An 18,089-nucleotide genomic window follows, 5' to 3' on the forward strand; every position below is an offset into this window, starting at 1 on the left:
CGAAGCGCATCCGCGAACTCGTCTTGACTGCTCGCCATCAACTCACGGCGAGAAATACTACCGGTCAGAAGGAATTCAAATGCCTCTCCGAGGCTAGTTTTACCCTTGCTATTTGGCCCCCAGACGACGGCAATGTCACCTGGCAGATTTAGGACTTGCTCGGCTCCACCGTATGCACGGAACCCCCTAACGGTTAGCGACTTAATCTTTGCTGACAAAGTTCTGCCTCACCTGTTCCAGTCGCTCGGCTATGACATTCTTCAGAGCGGCAATGTCACCGCCTGAATCGACGTGTGCCCGCACAAACCGTGTAGAAAGCGCGTCCTGATCCAAGTGTTTCAGTAGTCTCTCGCTGTTACTTTGCAGCTCCACCGATGCTGGGTCTTCTACCGTCAATTTGCCCCCTGCCCGCTATAATAGACAAAATATAGATAGTATCTTCGCAATATGCCCTAAATTCAGCAGTCTGCTAGACCCGCAGCAAGGTTCGCATCCTTGCTTTTCAAGCACGCCGAGAAAGGCTAATCCAGAGGATTAGATGCGGTGGAGCTTAGACCTGATCGGTAAAGCACTACAATTGCAAATTACTTCCGGGCATTTCATGCCCGTCTGCGCGAAGCGCCGGGCCTGTCGGCGGGTGACCTTCAGGTTGCCCACCGACAGGTCACCCTGAAACTACCCACACTAGGATCACACCAGAACGCAAAAAGGCCCCCGCCTGCTGACGGGGGCCTCGATCATTTCAGCGGTGAAAGCTGTTACTCGGCGGCCATCCTGTCAGCCTGCGAGGTTCGGGTCATGATGTAATCCACGGCTTTCTGCGCCTCGGACGCGGCGCGGAAAATCGCGCGGCTGTCCTCTTTCATTGCCTCAAGCCATCCTTCGACATAGGCCGCGCTCTGGCCGAATTCCGGCTCCACCCCGATCTGCGCGCAAAGCATGCAGTTTCCGATTTCCGCGACCAGCTCTTCGAAGGCATAGGCCTTGCGGTCGTTGAACCGGCCCAAGCGGTCCAGCCGCTTTGTTGCACCTGTCCAGTGGGTCAGCTCATGCGCCAAGGTGCCGTAATATCCTGCGGCCCTGTGAAACGTCGCGATCGGCGGCATGTGGATGCGGTCGGTCTTGATGTTGTAATAGGCGCGCGGCTCCTCGGTGCTATCGACCTGAGCACCTGTCGCGGCAAAGAACGCCTCCAACGCAGGATCGGCCTCAGTGCCAAGTTCACGGGCCGGATCGGGCAGGATGTAGAATTCAGCGGGCAAACCCTCAATCTGGTCGGCATTGAATACGCGGTAGGCTTTGGCATAGGGGATCTGGCGTTCCTCGCCGGTCTCATCCTCGCGCTCGACGGTGCCATACTTCACGACGGTTGCGGATTTTTCGCCCTTGCGAACATGGCCCCCAAGCTGCTTGGCCTGATTGAACGTCATCCAGCGGGCTGAGCTGTAATCTTTAGCCATCGCCGTGGCCCAAAGCATCAGGATGTTGATGCCCCGATAGGCCTCACCGTTGAACCGTTCCGGCAAGCTGACCGATGCCCCGCCACCGGTCCACGGCTTGCGCCAGGGCGGTGTTCCCGCCTCGATCTGCGCGATAATCTGATTGGTGACATGGGAATAAACGTCAAACTTCTCTGCGGTCATTTGTGACCCTCCTTTGAGTGACGCGGGCCGGGTCTCTTCCCCTTTCCGCCAATGGGCGGGCCTTCCTGTTCTGATCTTTGGAATGCCCATGCATTCCGAAGGGCAGAGCAGGTAAGGGCAAAGCCCGTCCTGCGGCCTGGCGGGGCCGTGACAACCGGGTGGAGGGCGTGAATTTGGGAGGGAACCGCGCGCCTGCGCGTGGGAGGAACCGGAATTCTCGACCGGAACCGACGCCGCAGGCGGCGCTTGCCGGTTTTCTCGGACCTGCCGGGATGGCAGGCGGATCAACAGGGTTTAGAAACTGTCAGGGTTGGGGTGAGCGGGCGTCAGCCCGTCGATCCCCTACCCTGTCTATCGCTCAAAGCGATACCGGCGCACTGCCGGGATCACTAAGCTCTATTGAGCCATATCTAACTCGATAATATACGATTGATGCCTTCGTTAGATTCGGGCAGAAGAAGATCATCATTATTTCTATCGATGTGCGCGATGAGCCAGACGACTGACCTAGAACTAAATGTCACCACCGAACAAGGCCTTCGGGCGTTTGCCGAGGATGGGCACACGGTCGAAGTGCTTTGCAAAGCTGATCCCGAACGCAAAGGGCCGAGCTGGTACGGTCTATGGATCATGCGGACAGTCGGAAACGACGGGCAGGAGAAAATCCTTGTCACTGCCAGGACGCGCATCACTCAAAATGCGATCAGGGTGCGCGAGTTCAGGACTGCAACTGGAGTTATATCATTCCTTGTCGGTATTGGATTCTCACAGGCGAGCATTCCCATGAAAAACGGGGAAACAACGTCTCATCGCCTCGTCAGTGACTGAGGCCCGGATCGCGGTCGATGTCCCGCTCCTTCTCCTGATCGCGCTCTTCCTCGATTTCCTGCTTTTTGCGCGGCTTATTCAGCACGTCCTTCAGGCGCTCGTTCACGGACGGCTTTCGCGCCTCGCGGCCTGTGTCCTCGCCCAGATTATACTCGCCGTGACCGTCCAGCTTGTGAACCGCCGCCTGGCCGTCTCTTCCCGCATCCTTCTCCATGATCTCTTTCAGCCGCTCCCGCGCGTAATTGCGGCCTTCCGGCTTTGGCGTGTCGTCCTTGTCCCGTGACCGGCCCACAACCTGCGACAACCGCTCCCGGATATCATCTGGCGTGCGCCCGTCGCGATCTTTCGCGGTCGCGGCCCTGAGCGCCGCCAGACCGGCGGAAACACGGCCCTGCCCCGCCTCGCGCTCGATGCCGTAGGTCTCCCGCGCGATATCCAGCCGCTCACGCATTTCGCGGAAAGCGGCGCGGGCCTGGCGAGCGGCATGGACCACGGCCCCACGCTCGGTGACGGGGACGTATTCCCGGCCTTGGCGCTCGGCCATCACCTTTGCGCGCCGCTCCATGGAATTGGCCGCTGGCCCCAGCTTCAGCTCCGGGTCGCGGTCCAGCTCCTCGGCGGACAGCTTGTCGCCACGATCCAGCGCCGTCTCGCGCTGCTTCTCAAGCGACCGGTGATCGACGCGCTCGACCTCCCCGACACGCTCCAGCGCGCGGTTCTGCAACTCGGCCCATAGACCGCGCATCTGCTCGATCTCGACGCCGCCGGTCTTCGCGAAATCGAGCACGCGGGTTTTGGTGGTGAAGCCCCCGGCTTCCAGCTTGCGGGTGGAGGTCAGAACATGGGCATGATGGTTGCGCTGATCGCCTTCGCGGTGGGGCGCATGGATCGCCACATCGACGGCTACGCCATAGCGGCTGACCAATTCCTGGGCGAAGTCGCGGGTGATCCGCGAGCGGTCCTCGGCGCTGATCTCGGACGGCAGGGCCAGTTCCCATTCGCGGGCAGTGACGGAGTTGCGACGGGTCTCGCTGGCCTCGACCTCGTTCCAGAGGCGAGACCGGTCCGAGGCCCAGTCCGGCGCGTCCTTGGGGGTCAGGATGAAGGTCTCCTCGATACCCTGCTTGCGGGTGTAATCGTGGACGCGACCTTCCCGCTGGCACTCGATGCGCACCCCGACACGGTAGGCTGCTGCTGCCGTCGCGGTGCGCCCGGCGCTGCGTTTGATCGTCTTCACGGAGAGGTGGTAGCTGGCCATGCGCCCTCCCCTCGCCTGCGATGCAAACGCGCCCACGCGCCGGAGCTGATCCGTACCGGTGCCCTGACATTGGCCATCGGATCAGCCATCTTTTCTCCGCAAGAGTGCGCCCGGAACCGGCCCGGTCTGAGGGGAAAAGACAGCCCGCTTGAGGCGAGCCAACGGCTCTCCGACGCGCGGGCTTGCCAGTGATCTGCCCCCAGATCCCCAGCCTCATGGGGGGCGGGATATGGGGGCAGATCACTGGCGGTTTGCCGGAGGCAAACCCGGTTCGTGTCGGCACCGTCAGGTTTGCCGGGTTGCGCGTTCGCACCGACACGAACCTCCCGCAAGAGAGACGCCAGCGGCAGACCGGCCCCCACCGTGGGGCATCGGACGAGACGCTGGTGCGAGTTTGCGGGAGGCGATCCAACCGCTGAGGTTGGGCTGGGATGGTTTGGAAGGGGCGGCGCGCCCTTCCATGTCGCGGCGGCACGCAGCGAAGGGGATGGCCATCGGCCGGGGCTTTGCCCCAGAGAGATCGCACGCAAATCTCGGAACCGCAGGTGGAGAGTTTGCATAAGTGCGCCCTTGTCCTTTACAGGCCTACGGGTAAGCGGTATCGGTTGATCTAGCAAGAACAACTTCAACCACAAGAATATTTGATGGCGAGGGTAGAGATTTGGCAGAAACAGAACTCGAACGGGCCGAGAAACGATATGCCCAGGCCAAGGCCCGTCTTCAGGCGCTGAAGAACCGGGAAAGCACCAGACAGCGCAAACTCGACACACGGCGCAAGGTGATCCTGGGCGGGGCGCTGCTCGATCTGGCGGAGCGGGATTCCAGTGCCGCTGCCATTCTCGACCGGCTGATCCGCAACCTTCCCCGCGAACAGGATCGCAAGGCCTTCGCGGACCCGGGTGCTCCTTCCCCTGCCCCCTCCAGCTCTGATCCGGAAACGCCGTCCTGATGCGGGGCGTGATGCTCGTTGTCGGCGGGCTGTTCCGCTTCTTCGGTCGGTTGATCTTCACGCCCATCCTGTTGGGCTGGATGATCGGCGCTGTCCTGTTCGGCGCGATGATCGGCACACTTGTCGCCACGCCGTTCGTCTTCGCCTTCTTTGACCAGCCGCCTGGTGAAAGTGCATGGCAGTGGTTGGTCTTCGTGCCGTGCATTCTTGTCGGTGCTGTCTTTGGGTTCCAATACTGGCGGATGGCCTCCGGAGCCGATGCCTTCTTCGGCCTGAACGGTGACAGCCACGGCTCGGCCCGGTTTGCCAACCGTAAGGAGCTGAAGAAACTCCAGGGCGAAGACGGCCTTCTGATCGGGCGCAACCCGCACACCGGACGGCTGCTGCGCTATGACGGTCCCGCCCATCTGATCACCCTCGCTCCGACACGGGCCGGGAAAGGCGTGGGCACCGTCATCCCGAACCTGCTGGCGGCGGAACGCTCGGTCTTGGTCATCGACCCCAAGGGCGAGAATGCCCGGATCGCCGGGGAAGCCCGGCGGCGGTTCGGAACGGTCCATGTTCTCGATCCGTTTGAGGTCTCCGGGATGCCCTCTGCCGCCTACAACCCGCTCGACCGGCTGACCCCGGACAGCCTCGATCTGGGCGAGGATGCCGCTTCCTTGACAGAGGCGATGGTCATGGACCCGCCGGGACAGGTCACAGAAGCGCACTGGAACGAGGAGGCCAAGGCCATCCTCGGCGGTCTGATCATGTTCTGCGTCTGCCATGAGGATCGCGACCGCCGGTCCCTCGCCACCGTCCGGGAATATCTCACCCTGCCCCCGGAAAAACTCCGCGCACTGCTGGAGCTGATGCAGGACAGCGATGCGGCGGGCGGGCTGATCGCCCGCGCCGCCAACCGCTTCCTCGGCAAGGCGGATCGCGAAGCCGCCTCGGTGCTGTCGAATGCACAGCGCCACACCCATTTCCTCGACAGCCCGCGTATCGCCAGGGTTCTGTCACGGTCAGATTTCCATTTCTCCGATCTGCGCCACCGGATCGCTTCGGTGTTTCTGGTGCTGCCACCGAACCGGATGGACGCCTACAGCCGCTGGCTGCGCCTTCTGGTCTCTCAGGCCCTTCAGGACATTGCACGGGACGCTGAGGCGTCCGTGAGGCCCCAGAGCGGCCTTGCAGGCGCTCAGGGGGACACACAGCGCCTCAAGACGCCCACGCTGTTCCTCTTGGACGAGTTTGCCGCCCTGGGCCGCCTGGAGGCCGTGGAGCGCGCCATGGGGCTGATGGCAGGCTATGGCCTCCAGCTCTGGCCCATCCTGCAGGACATGAGCCAGCTCAAGGACCTCTACGGCGAGCGCGCGGGCACCTTCATTGCCAATGCCGGGGTGCAACAGGTTTTCGGGGTGAATGACTTCGAGACGGCCAAGTGGCTGAGCCAGATGATGGGTCAGGAAACTGCCGGATTCCAGACCGACAGCTTCAAGCCCGGTGACGGCCCTAGCTTCAGCAACAACCTGACGGGTCGCGATCTGCTCACCCCCGATGAAATCATGCAGCTCCGCCCTGAAAACCAGCTTCTGCGCGTGCAGGGGCAAGCCACCGCCGTAGCGCAGAAGCTGCGCTACTACACCGATCCCGAGTTCAAGGGGCTGTGCGTCCCGCAGGACCAGTAACCCCAAGGACGCCTCCCGATGCCAGACCAACCCGACCTCCCTGCCCTCTCCAACGATGATTTGCGCGAAACGCTCGATCTCATGGCCACGGCTGTCGCCAGCATGTCCGACAGGATCGACGATCTGACCGCCGTGGCGGACAAGCAGATCAAGGTTGCAACGGAAGCGCGGATCGCGGCCTTCGCCGCACGGGATCAGACCAATCCAAAAAAATACGGGGATCTTCTGGGTCAGACTCTCGACAGCCACCTGGGCGCAACCGCAGACGCGATGACCGAGATTGTCAGACACCTTGGCGTCCAGACAGAAAAAACCATCGGAGCCTTGGCCAGATCGGAAGATGACAGGTCCAGCGCTTATCGGGAGGTGTTCGAACGGGAACAGAAAGCGGATCGCCTCAAAAGCCGCCTGCCTTGGTTTGGTCTGGGTGCATTGGTTCTGGCCTTGGCGCTGACGGTAACGTTTCTTCGTTTCTTGGCCAGCAACGCTTCCACCTGCGCTGTCCTTGGAGCGTCATGGGCCACGACAACCGCGGGTGTCGATGCGTGCGTGTTCTACCAGCAGTGAGGGGAAAAGCGCTTCAGATGGATAGCTACCCGTGACTTGAAATTAGAGTTATCCACGGGTCTCTAGTGTTAAATATGTGTTAGATTCTGTGTTAAGCAAAAAAAATCACCGGCAAGCATTTGATAAGAAAGACGCATTTCGACACACCCGTGTGTGAAAGTACGAAAGAGTGTGTGTAAAAGTACGAAAGAACGTGGGTAAAAGTACGAAAGCTCTCCCGCTGTGTGTGAAAGTACGAATCATCGTGACTTCTCTCCAATTCAGCCCTACTGTGTGTGAAAGTACGAAAGGATTTCGCTTTGCCTGACGAGAGCGCGATCAACCGATCCCCCCTCCTGCCCGACAGGTATCCGCAAGGCGATTTCTTCGTCTGCGATATTTTTGATGCTGTTCCCAAGGCTGATATGGCCTCGATGGAGCATCCGATATTTTCGCTCTCGACCAAGCCGGATACGCGCGTCCGCGAGTATGAGCACAATGGCATCAAGATCGCGATCAAACCCTCGGTAGATGGGCTCGCGACGGTCCATGACAGGGATATTCTGATCTACTGTATCAGTCAGCTCATGACAGCCATCAACGAGGGTAAGGAAGTGTCGCAAGCGGTTCGCTTCCGGGCTTTCGATATGCTCGTGGCAACCAACCGGAATACGGCTGGTTCGGGGTATGCTCAGCTCAAAGCGGCTTTGGAGCGGCTGGCTGGCACACGGATCAGCACCAACATTGTGACAGGCGGTCAGGAAGTGTTCCGGACATTCGGACTGATCGAAAGTGCCGAGGTTGTCCGGGAAACTCGTGACGGGCGGATGCAGGAAGTTGAGGTCAAGCTCTCGGACTGGGTGTTCAATGCGATCCGATCCAAAGAAGTTCTGACTCTTCATCGCGATTATTTCCGTCTTCGCAAACCTCTCGAACGCCGCATTTATGAGATTGCTCGCAAGCATTGTGGCGCACAAAAAGAATGGCGGATCGGTCTGTTACTTCTTCAGAAAAAGTGTGGATCAAACTCCACGCTCCGCGAGTTCCGGCGTCTGGTCATGAACATCATCCGTGAAGACCAGTCGCACGACCATATGCCCGATTATTCTATCGAAATGGATGAGCAGGAGGACATGATCCTTTTCACAAACCGGCAGAACGTCAAAGTAGTCCTACCACAAGCTGTGGCGCCGCAGCTTGATCCGGATGTTTATGAAACCGCACGCATGATTGCACCTGGTCATGACGTTCACTACCTGGAACGGGAATGGCGGCAGTGGCTGCCCGAAACACCGCGAAATCCTGAAGCAGCTTTCTTGGGTTTCTGTCGGAAATGGATGCAGAACAGAAAAAATACCGGATAATTTTAAATACCGGATTTGTTTTTATACAGCTTCCAGGCCTCCTCGATGATGACCCCCTGCTGAACGCCTCTGCGCCGCGCCTCGTTGGCAATTTCTTCTGAAATTCCGGGCATTACCTTGGCATGCACCTGTCCAGTCCGGGGGCTTGGTTTTCGTCCGCGCTTCTTTTGAGGCTCACGCGCAACAAAACCAAGTTCCTCGCCTGCCCTGTCGGTTTTCTCAACGGCTTGAGCACTACGGTCCTTTTCGCGTGTCTTCAGACGGCTAAGGTCGATGTTGAATGGCTTGTCGGTCATTCTGCCGCCTCCCCGGCCAGTCGCTGATAGACAGCCTGCGCAAACTGCGCTGCGTTCTCGATAGCGCCTTCCATGTTGCCTTGTGCGGGCATGGTATGCAGGTCGCCCCCAAACTCAAAAAGGGCAGAGAACGCCGCACGCTCCATCAGCGGGGGATTGATCAGATCTACACCTTGTTCTGCCAGGGACCCGGCGATGCCACTATGCTGCTTGGACTTGATGGCCTTCGTCATGGTGAAGACGACAGCATGCGGAATCTTCCTGTCCAGTGCCTCCTCCTCTTCCGAGATGAGTTGCAGGGCACGAACACCGATTGTTGCGTCCAGAGTGGTGGCGCGCATGGGGGTAATGACAAGATCAGCCTGTGAGATCGCACGGGAAACAAGGCGGGACGCCACGCCTTCCAGGTCAACAATCACGATCTGGCCGTCTGTGTCATGCCGTTTAATGGTTTTCACGATGTCGGATTCGCTGACGCTCGACAGAATACTGATCCGGTCGGGCAGCGGCCCACGGTCTGCCCACAAGGTCAGAGACTGGTTCGGGTCGCAGTCCATCATGACAACCTTTGCGCCGGCGTGAGCAAGCTCTGTTCCCAAGAGGACCGCCGTGGTGGACTTCCCGGCGCCCCCCTTGGGTGACGCGATGACGACTGTAGGCATAGCAATCTCCAAATTATCCGGTATAAACAATAACCGGATAATTTTTAATATCCAATATCTAAATTATGTTACTAGAATAAGCTACTGGCGCTGTCTGTGCCTATATGCAAGTATATGCACAGACAGATTGATGTGGGGCCATGATCTCAACGGCAGTAGCAGCAAAACGGGCGGGGGTTCACAAAGATACCCTTCTTCGCTGGTTGCGGCGGGGGCTCGTACACGAGCCAGCGCGTGATCGCCACGGCTGGCGATACTTTACGGAAGAAGAAGTTATGGAAGTAGTGGCTTACGCCCAATCCGAGCAACACCAAGATGCTCAACCTAAACAGCCAGGCGAGAACGCTAATCTGCAAGCTCTTGCGGGTATGGATTGGGACTTTGCCGGTGCGAAGACGAATTACCTGACACACCGTCTTCACCCCTATCCCGCGAAGTTCATCCCTCAGATTCCGAACGCCCTAATTCAGGAGCTCTCTCGTGTGGGAGACACCGTTGGGGACATATTTTGTGGAAGTGGGACAACCCTAGTTGAGGCACTCACCCTCAAGCGTAATGCCGTTGGTATTGATGCCAGTCCTCTCGCTTGTCTGATAGCAAAGGCGAAGACCACACTTTTTACTGAAGAAGGAAAGCAGGAGCTCACAGCTTTACTTGAGAATGTTCGCCGCTTGGCAGTGCACGCACAAGCGTCTTCCTCGTCTGGTCTGCCGGGTGTCTTGTCCTCAGCGTGGCGACCCAACTTTCCAAAGCTCAGCTTCTGGTTTGAGGACTTCATCATCGAAGAGCTGGCAGAGGTGCTTCAACTCTGCCGTGGTATAGCCTCACCCGAGGCTCGCACGGTCGCGCTTGCAAGCTTCTCTTCGATTGTAGTTACCGTTTCCCGGCAAGATTCTGACACACGCTATGTTCGCCGGGAAAAGGGGACAATGCCTGGCGATGCGCTCAAGCGTTTTGCTCGCGCACTTGAGCAGTCAATTGAGGTAGTTTCAGAGTTTACTGATATTGTAGAGCCCCGGTTTAGCTGCACTGTCGTCGAGCAAGACCTACTTCTTAAGCCAGATGTTCCATCGCTTGATCTAGTGGTGTGTTCTCCACCATACCCAAACGCTTTTAGCTATCACCTCTACCATATGACCCGGATGATATGGCTCGGCATGGATCAGCCCCGCTTTAAAGCAGAAGAAATTGGGAGCCATAGAAAATACAGTAAAAAAGGTGCAGGTGCCGCCACAGTTGAAACCTTTCAGAAAGAATTTGCCACCATACTTTCTTGGTTGAGTGGCAAGTTGAAGCGCGGTAAATACGCCTGCTTTGTTGTTGGCGATTCAACGTTATCTGGGAAAAGAGTATCTAACGCCGATGTGATTTCCGAGGCGGGAAACCTCGCCGGTTTCCGTGAAGTTGCGCGGATTGATCGCCACATGCAGGCGACGAAAAAATCGTTCAATCCAGCAATTGGAAAGATCAAGACGGAACAAATTCTCATTCTAGAACACGTGGGGCGCCAATGAGTGATTTTACCTGTCGCATCAAGGAGTACATTCAACCTTTTGAACGGGAACTCGCATTTCAAGAGGTTGGCGCGTTACTACAGAATTTAGGGCTTAAATCCGAAAGAAGATCGCAGGCTGAATTGACGGTATTTGGCAATAAGGCGCATATCAATACCTTCGCTGAGCGGTTGGCTTATTGGGAGAGTATAGAAGGGCAGGGACAATCAATAACAACTCTCCAGTCACTTCGAGAGGCGACGGTGAACGTGGTTCGCAATGGGATTGACCTTGATGTCCTTCGTGGCGCGCTGCCATTCCGTGATGCGGTTTCACTACCGAATCGCCGATGTCTTCGGTATGGGACCCACGGCATCCATGAGTATAGAGGCAAATTTTTCCCTCAGCTTGTTCGCGCGCTCATCAATGTTTCTGGCACGGGCGCTGGCGGTATCGTTGCTGATCCAATGAGCGGCAGTGGAACTACGTTGGTAGAGTCTAAGCTCTTTGGGTGTGAGAGTTATGGGGTAGACATGAACCCTTTGTCGTGTCTTCTCACGGAGACGAAGGCTGGCCTCTTAGAAGCTAATCCTGATGAGCTTGTTAGCGGATACCGGGCCATTCGGGAGGCGCTGCTGAAGCCTGAACCTCGAAGCCAGAAAATGGCTTACTTCGATAACCTGCCGAAGGATGATCAACGATATCTTTCAGCGTGGTTTGGCACGGAAGTTCTCGCAGCACTCGACGACATCATGTGCTTGATTCAAAAAGAGAGGTCATTACATGCGAAGGGACTGATGTTTGTTGCCGTTAGCAACATCCTTCGCTCTGTATCTTGGCAGAAAGTTGAAGACCTTCGCATCCGTAAGGAAGTACGCTTCGATGTTGAGATTGATCCAAAGAAGGAGTTTCTCGAAGAGCTCGGACGGTCGGTTCGCGCGGTGCTCGCGCTCCTCTATCAAGAGGGACGCAAAGCCTATCCAAAGCATACCATTGTCCAAGGTGATGCTCGCCGTTGCGCCGAAATGTGGCCGTCTGTCAAAGGAAGGGTCGATACCATCATCACCTCTCCGCCGTACGCAACCGCCTTGCCATATCTGGACACAGATCGTCTAAGCCTATGTTACCTCGGTTTACTCCCCCGCCCCGAACACAGAGCTCGTGATCTGTTGATGATTGGAAACCGTGAAGTGTCTGAGAAGATGCGCCGCGAGTACCTCACAACCTATCAGAGCGAGAAGTCGAGCCTTCCTGAAGCCATCACAGGATTAATCGACAAAATTGATAATCTGAACAACAGTCATGATGTTGGATTCCGACGGCGGAATCTTTCTGCGCTCCTATTCAAATACTTCTCAGATATGAAGCGTGTGATGCACAGCATGAACGATGCCCTGAAAGTAGGGGGAACTGCTTATATTGTCGTAGGGAATAATCACACGACTGCTGGCGGTGAGCGGGTAAATATTGAAACGGCTAAACTTCTTGCCACTTTGGCCGATCAAGCTGGATTTGTGGTTGAACCTTCTCTTTCGATGGAAATGCTCGCATCTAGGGATATCTTCCGAAAAAACGCTATGGCGACTGAAGAGATTTTATACCTTCGCAAAATTTCTTAGAGGTAGCCAAAGAGCTTCTTAGAATTTCTCACCTGCATGTTACAGTGTGGAATAAGACTATTATAGCGGCCCGTTCCTATAGGGACGATTTCCACATAGTAGGCAAAGCCCCCTGCTCCATTTGCTCGCTGCATGTAAAAGATGTCGCCGACACCTCCAGCGCTTCTCAGATGCTCGCTCCGCAGACGCAGGTCTTTTTTGTCTGGATTATACCACATAGTAACGGGGAATGTTGCGCCACCAAGGCGAACCATGACATTCGTTCGATCCATCTTTCCGCGTCCATGTTGGTCTATCGGCCCAGTCCAACCCGCGTCTGCCACAAAAAGATGCGGCCAGCCCCAAAAGTCAGGATCGGTGTCGCGTGCGACAAGAGGAATGAAAATTTCCGGTGAACGGCGCTGTGTTCCTTTCGTGGTCTGCCCGACACCAACGTCTGTTCGCTGCAAAGTCATAAGAAAAGTGGTGTGGTTTCCCGCCTGGGCAGCGACTGGAGGAAAGTGGGGAACCTCAAGTGCCTCGTCGTCTTCGTCTTCGGGATCAGCTACAATATCATCTTCAACAGGAACAACGATTGCTGCAATCCTCGGTGCTGCTCTCACGCCGCGCCTAGTGAAAATGTTCTCTACTTCTTCACCGGCAGCTTCCCGCGCTGTCTTTTCCTCTGCTCTAGCGGCTTTCTCGTCAGGTACCTTCTTTGCTGCGGTCAGGCGATCTAGGAGCGCGGAATCGAGTGGGAAGCATTCTCCCTCTACTGCGGTGCTCCATGTATCAAGACTTTCCGTAACGGCGGCGAGAATCTCTTGATCTGCCACTACTGAAAGATCGAGCTTCAGTAGGACGCTTGCTTCATAGTTGGTGTAAAGTCCGCCCTCGGTCATGTTTCCAGAACCGACAACAAGATGCGCAGCTTGATCATTTCGGAAAAGGTATACCTTCGGGTGGAAAGTGGAAGAAATTCCATTTCCGTACACAAAGATGCCAGAGCCGTTATCGACGGCGTCGATGAGGTCGCGCAAGCCTTGCTCAGATGTGCCGCCCGCATCAACTCCCGCGGTGAATCGAACAGCTCCCCCCCGGGCGACAAAGGCCTTCATCGCGCCCTTGATGTGTTTGGTTCCCGAACGTTTTACGAAAGCAGATGCTCCGCGAAACTCAGTCCAGCTGGGCTGAGCAAAGCCATCAAGAAGAAAGTCGCCAAGTCGGAAGGCGTCTTGCGGTTGCGATATAAATTGCGTGCTCATGAAACATCTTTCCCTCAGAATCAAAAATTCCAAAACGATGCTGCGCATGCCATCTGAGTAGAGTCCATCCCTCCTGAACCACTGATCTAAAGCACCCGAACAGTGAAAAAACTAGGCTCGGCGAACTGTTTTCTCACTGACGCGAAAAAGTTGGGCGATCTCGGGCAGGGGCCGCAGCTGCTCATCGCGCATCCGCCGCACCTCGGCCTTCTGAGCACTCGATAGGGCAGGGGGTCGGCCGCCGACGCGACCGCGCCTCCTAGCGGATTCCAACCCCTCCTTGGTCCTCTCCGAAATCCGCTCCCGCTCGAACTGGGCGATGGACGCGAAGACATGGAATACCAGCCGACCAGCGGGCGTGGTGGTGTCGATGTCTTCGGCCAGAGACCGGAACCCCGCATTCTGCGCCTGGATGGTATCCACGATATCGAGAAGGTCGCGCAAAGAGCGAGCAAGCCGGTCATACTTCGTGACGGTAATCACGTCACCTGGGCGCATTTGATCGAGCAAACGGTCCAGCTCAGGCCTGCTACGGGCCGTGCCGGTGATTTTGTCAGCGAAGATCTTTTCGGCACCCGCCGCTTTCAAAGCGTAGATCTGGCCGTCCAGGCTCTGGTCGTCTGTCGAAACTCTCGCGTATCCAATGATCATGCCACACTGTGTCAAAAACCTCCCAAAACCGCAAAGGTTTTGTCATGGGTTTTTGTCCCATTTAAGCTCTTGATGTGGGACAGGGCAGGGGCGCGGGCCAAAAACGACCGTATTTGTCCCACTTGTTCTCACCAGAGCGTTTTGCTCGACGGCAGGCGCTCATGACATTTACGGCGAAGGTCTGCAGTGAGCTCAGATTGGCGGATGCTGCACGACGGTTGAATTGCACCAATGCGCAACGCAAATATCAAGTAATTGCCGCTTTCGCTACCTCTTGTTCCATAAATTCAGAAGCCATCAAATAAAGGAACTGCGTTGGTTGATTTGAAAAGAACTCAAAGACGAATGGCCCAATTGAGCTTTTTAAAATTTGGTCGAATTGTTCTGGTTTGTAGCGTGTGATAGAGCCAAAGTAGAAGGTTGCGAGGTAGATGGTCAGGAGCTGATTGAGCAGCGTCTGGGCAGAGCTTGGGAGATAAATGTAATATTTCCGGTACGGCGGGTAAGCAGTAACACTCCGCCAGAGCCGAGGGCGCACATCGTTGCTGATCTGCGCAAGCACTTGCGAGGGACGGTGTCCGTAATGGGTCGTGGCAGTCGATTCAGCTTCTATGATACGACGACCATCAATGAAAACTGAGCAATTCACATTTCGCCAAGCCCCCGCCACACCGAGGTTCTTCGATAGATCATTGAGACGATAGTCGAGGCGGGTGAAATCATCGGCATAAGCGCGAACCCGAAGCCAAGCTTCTTGAGCCGTGGCATCCTGCATACATTCGATCCGATCTAAACTGATAAAACGTTCCTTGATGTTGTCAGCTTGGCAGTAGATTCGATGACCGATCAACACCTGAGCAAGGAAGTCCTGCGAGCGAACTTCGACGCTGGTTTTAGGGGCGACAGGGGTCGGCAATGTTGCTCCCAAAGCTTGAGCAAACATGACGAACGCACTTGCCGCCGGGTTTCTGAGAATATCAATCGATACGCTTCCGTGGATTGCACCCGGCGTCGTGGGTAGTTTTTCTGAAAGGCCATGATGGACCGCGCCTAGCGCGGTACCTTTACGTTTCAATACAAGGCATTTCGCGAGGTTCAAAAATGAATAGTAAAGCAGCAATGGCTTTGCGGCACTGACGTCTGAATTCTGTGCAGCATTGAAGAAGTCGCGGCTTTGAACGAGAAAAGCGAGTGCCTGCCGCCGTGCATTTGAATCTGTCAGATTTTCCAGATTGTGCTGGATGATGTTCCACGGCTCTGTCGCGAATAAAATTGAATGAACACCTTCCCGCTTGACTCCTTGAAAGGTCGGAAAGAATGAAAACGTAGCAGGTCGCTGCCGAATATGAACTACGTCACCTGCTCTCGCGTCGACCCATCTCATTTGTGCTTTCCGTTCTCATTTGTATAAATACTTTATACTAATCTGCCCATAAGGTTCACTCACACTTAGGGCCACCGCATATGGACCCAAAACGTGTCTACCGAGGCATATATACCTTCACTAGGTGGGAGATTTCGCCATGGGCTTGCACCATCGCGGCGGTACCAGGCGGGGTATTGTCATGGCAGGCATCATTCACTGTTTTCTTGAACACAGTGAATTTTCCGGGATGTGATGGGTCCCGATCTAGAAGTGGCTCAATGTGTGGAAGTAGCCACTCCATCGTCTTGCCATCGTAATCGGTGAGTGAAGCTGCGGCATCACCTTTCTTGCGGCGATCATTCACCAGCATCTCCTTGCAAAAACGTTCGCCAGCATCGCGCAACTGAATTCCACACTCCTTACGGCTATCGGGATGTCCTCCCCGCGAGAGCGACCTCGCGCGGTTCAACTTTGCAATCAGCGCATCGCTCGTGTTCTCGATGATCGTGCCGTCGGCGGGAGCGTCGATATATAGTTGCGCGGTCGAAATCCCAGAATGACGATAACGCGTTTCCAACTCCTCCCAAGTATCATGATCTTGGGTCAGCACGACCACCTGCATTGGCAGCGCAAGGAGTTCGGTTAAAACCGTGGAGTTAAAATGGACGCGATAATCCTCGTCGCTAGAAAGAACTGGATCGTCGAGCACGATGAATCCTGCGCCCTCACGCTCTGCGCGCGCAAGGAAGAGCGCAAGGCCAAGGCAATGCAGCTGCGACTGACTGAAGATAGCAATCACATCCCGCAACTTCGCGGTGTCCTTGTTAGCCGTGGCGCTCAGACCAGCTTTGAAATCAATTGTTCGTTTCGCGCCCTTGCGAGGCTGCACAGCAGAAAAAAACGTGTGTTCGTCTGGGCGTAGGCGCTCCCACCACATCTGAATAGCGCCACTATAGTCGGAGAACTTGTCTTCCAACACCTTCTCTTTCGCGGTATCAATCTGCTTCAGGGCCATTCCAAACTCCTTCGAAACGGTTAGACGGGCCTTACGCTCGATCAGAAGCGACAGCAGGCGAGCCGGATCGTTCGCTATGTCGAGAAGGTCCTGCCAGCCAGCGGTATCCGACTGCTGGTCAAGTGCATCATTCAACGCCGTGCGCAGATTCATAGCTGCTGCGTCATAAGCTTCGAGCGCTATTGCGAAAGAGGATCGTTGTTCGACGAGGGTCTTAAAATCTCTATCAAGCGCGTCCGGATAGATATCGGCACTCCCAATATCGGCCGCTATTTCTTGGAGCTGTTTATGGATGGCAACTGCACGACGGCGCAGCGCGGCTGATTTCCGAGCAACTGGGCGCAGGCTTGCAAGCCAAGGCTCCACCACCGTGTTTGCCTCGTTGCCGAGAAGGTGGCGAAGGCGCTCAACGGTAAAGCCTTCTCTTCGCCGCTTTCCGGCGGCGGCCCTCAAGAATGAAGGCTGCGCCGTCTGCGCCGCGGTAGCAAGGTTATTGGCGGAAGCAACCAGCTGAGCGATGATAGATTTTGCTTCCTTTCCGGCCTCCTGAAATTCCTCCGTATTTTCTACGTGTTGCCTGATGAGTTGAAGGCGTGCGGGTGTCAGTGCATCTTCGGTCCCGCAAAGCGGGCATTCCATTGGGGCCGCGAGTTCGGGCATGTCAGGCAACTTCAATGCCTCCACGAACAGCGCCGACAACTGGCGCATGTGTTCGTCCACTTTGGCCTTCTCATCAGCATAGGTTTGCAGCTGTTCCCATGATGTCGCGCTAGGCTCGTCCCAACCGGTAAGGGCTGAGCGCTCAAAGCCACGTACTGGGAACGTCTTGCTGCGCATGTCTGCTAGAAGGTCCGCCAAAGCAGTGCGACGCTTGTCCGGTGCATCAGGGACGGGGCTTTCCGCATCTTCAAGCAGCGCCTTTATGCAACCGTCCAGCTTGTCCGATATTTCGGCCTCGTCTGGTATCTTACGCGTGACACCCGAAAGCAGAGGCTTCAGTAGACGGTGCTCAAGGCAGCGATCAAACTTTTCAAGCTTTGCGTCAGCCGGTGCCGCCAACTCATCAGTAAGGCTGGCTATGTCATTGCGTAGATCGTCTAGGTCCGTGATCTCGAACAGTGCCTTGAAGTAGGTTGCGCGATCAGAAGGTTTCACCGAGAAGATATGGCCGAGCGTGTGCTGAGCGAGCACGGGTGCCTGCAATGGCGGCTGCGACAGGGCAATGCCCAGGGCGATCAAATCAGATTCCTGCGCAACGGCGCCGTCGATCTCAAGGAGTGAGGCGCAGTCCTGACGTTTTGAATAGTCAGCCGTCAGAACCCGCTTAATGGTGTGCTGTGTACCATTGGGTTCTATGATGGCGGCTGAAACATAAACTTCCTGCCCTTCGGCGAGATGCGCGTTGCGAAGCGCATCCGCGAACTCGTCTTGACTGCTCGCCATCAACTCACGGCGAGAAATACTACCGGTCAGAAGGAATTC

At 56.2% G+C, this 18,089-nt stretch carries 15 protein-coding genes and 1 pseudogene; 7 read left to right on the plus strand and 9 right to left on the minus strand.

Annotated elements, in window-relative coordinates:
* The 3 genes from V7680_RS15760 to mobQ form a co-directional block, all read right to left on the minus strand.
* The coding region (locus V7680_RS15760; protein ID WP_442955015.1) for an AAA family ATPase at nucleotides 1-218 on the minus strand (218 nt) is incomplete at its 3' end.
* Nucleotides 219-758: 540 nt separating this feature from the next.
* The gene (locus V7680_RS11795; protein ID WP_335653474.1) at nucleotides 759-1,643 is read right to left on the minus strand and encodes an ArdC family protein; all 885 of its coding nucleotides are present in this window, start codon (nucleotides 1,641-1,643) and stop codon (nucleotides 759-761) included.
* Nucleotides 1,644-2,460: 817 nt separating this feature from the next.
* Nucleotides 2,461-3,729: a MobQ family relaxase gene (mobQ, locus tag V7680_RS11800; RefSeq protein WP_335653475.1), complete on the minus strand. Its 1,269-nt coding sequence runs from the start codon at nucleotides 3,727-3,729 to the stop codon at nucleotides 2,461-2,463.
* A gap of 661 nt (nucleotides 3,730-4,390) precedes the next feature.
* Between mobQ and V7680_RS11805 the strand changes: the two genes are divergently transcribed.
* The 4 genes from V7680_RS11805 to V7680_RS11820 all read left to right on the plus strand — a co-directional run bounded on the left by V7680_RS11805 (nucleotide 4,391) and on the right by V7680_RS11820 (nucleotide 8,261).
* On the plus strand, nucleotides 4,391-4,678 hold the full coding sequence (locus V7680_RS11805) for a mobilization protein (RefSeq protein WP_335653476.1): 288 nt from the start codon (nucleotides 4,391-4,393) through the stop codon (nucleotides 4,676-4,678).
* Entirely contained in the window at nucleotides 4,678-6,351 is a 1,674-nt protein-coding gene (locus V7680_RS11810; protein ID WP_335653477.1) for a type IV secretory system conjugative DNA transfer family protein, read from the plus strand. The genes V7680_RS11805 and V7680_RS11810 overlap by 1 nt, the downstream gene beginning before the upstream one ends.
* A gap of 18 nt (nucleotides 6,352-6,369) precedes the next feature.
* On the plus strand, nucleotides 6,370-6,918 hold the full coding sequence (locus V7680_RS11815) for a hypothetical protein (protein ID WP_335653478.1): 549 nt from the start codon (nucleotides 6,370-6,372) through the stop codon (nucleotides 6,916-6,918).
* A 299-nt stretch (nucleotides 6,919-7,217) separates the two neighbouring features.
* Entirely contained in the window at nucleotides 7,218-8,261 is a 1,044-nt protein-coding gene (locus V7680_RS11820; protein ID WP_335653479.1) for a replication initiator protein A, read from the plus strand.
* A 2-nt stretch (nucleotides 8,262-8,263) separates the two neighbouring features.
* On the opposite strand, the gene V7680_RS11825 is transcribed toward V7680_RS11820, so the two are convergent.
* Together V7680_RS11825 and V7680_RS11830 are read right to left on the minus strand one after the other, a co-directional pair.
* Entirely contained in the window at nucleotides 8,264-8,557 is a 294-nt protein-coding gene (locus tag V7680_RS11825; RefSeq protein ID WP_335653480.1) for a chromosome partitioning protein ParB, read from the minus strand.
* Complete coding sequence (locus tag V7680_RS11830; protein ID WP_335653481.1) at nucleotides 8,554-9,219, minus strand: ParA family protein; 666 nt, start codon at nucleotides 9,217-9,219, stop codon at nucleotides 8,554-8,556. The genes V7680_RS11825 and V7680_RS11830 overlap by 4 nt, the downstream gene beginning before the upstream one ends.
* A 140-nt stretch (nucleotides 9,220-9,359) precedes the next feature.
* Here V7680_RS11830 and V7680_RS15765 point away from each other — a divergent pair.
* From V7680_RS15765 to V7680_RS11840, 3 genes and pseudogenes are all read left to right on the plus strand, one after another.
* A pseudogene (locus tag V7680_RS15765) lies at nucleotides 9,360-9,482 on the plus strand (MerR family DNA-binding transcriptional regulator); the annotation flags it as partial.
* Between the two features lie 12 nt (nucleotides 9,483-9,494).
* Nucleotides 9,495-10,733, plus strand: a complete 1,239-nt coding sequence (locus V7680_RS11835) for a DNA methyltransferase (RefSeq protein ID WP_335653482.1) — start codon at nucleotides 9,495-9,497, stop codon at nucleotides 10,731-10,733.
* Nucleotides 10,730-12,331 carry a hypothetical protein gene (locus V7680_RS11840; RefSeq protein ID WP_335653483.1) on the plus strand — a complete coding sequence of 534 codons (1,602 nt, stop codon included), beginning with the start codon at nucleotides 10,730-10,732 and terminating at the stop codon, nucleotides 12,329-12,331. Before V7680_RS11835 ends, V7680_RS11840 begins: the two co-directional genes overlap by 4 nt.
* Here the strand turns inward: V7680_RS11840 and V7680_RS11845 are convergent.
* From V7680_RS11845 to V7680_RS11860, 4 genes are all read right to left on the minus strand, one after another.
* Nucleotides 12,328-13,623, minus strand: a complete 1,296-nt coding sequence (locus V7680_RS11845) for a phospholipase D family protein (protein WP_335653484.1) — start codon at nucleotides 13,621-13,623, stop codon at nucleotides 12,328-12,330. The genes V7680_RS11840 and V7680_RS11845 overlap by 4 nt on opposite strands.
* A gap of 63 nt (nucleotides 13,624-13,686) precedes the next feature.
* On the minus strand, nucleotides 13,687-14,226 hold the full coding sequence (locus V7680_RS11850; RefSeq protein WP_335653485.1) for a recombinase family protein: 540 nt from the start codon (nucleotides 14,224-14,226) through the stop codon (nucleotides 13,687-13,689).
* A 247-nt stretch (nucleotides 14,227-14,473) separates the two neighbouring features.
* The gene (locus V7680_RS11855; RefSeq protein WP_335653486.1) at nucleotides 14,474-15,610 is read right to left on the minus strand and encodes a YaaC family protein; all 1,137 of its coding nucleotides are present in this window, start codon (nucleotides 15,608-15,610) and stop codon (nucleotides 14,474-14,476) included.
* A 97-nt stretch (nucleotides 15,611-15,707) separates the two neighbouring features.
* A partial coding sequence (locus tag V7680_RS11860; protein WP_335653487.1) for a hypothetical protein occupies nucleotides 15,708-18,089 on the minus strand: 2,382 nt, incomplete at its 5' end.

The organism is Parasphingorhabdus sp. (genome assembly GCF_036963705.1).
GTDB lineage: Bacteria > Pseudomonadota > Alphaproteobacteria > Sphingomonadales > Sphingomonadaceae > Parasphingorhabdus.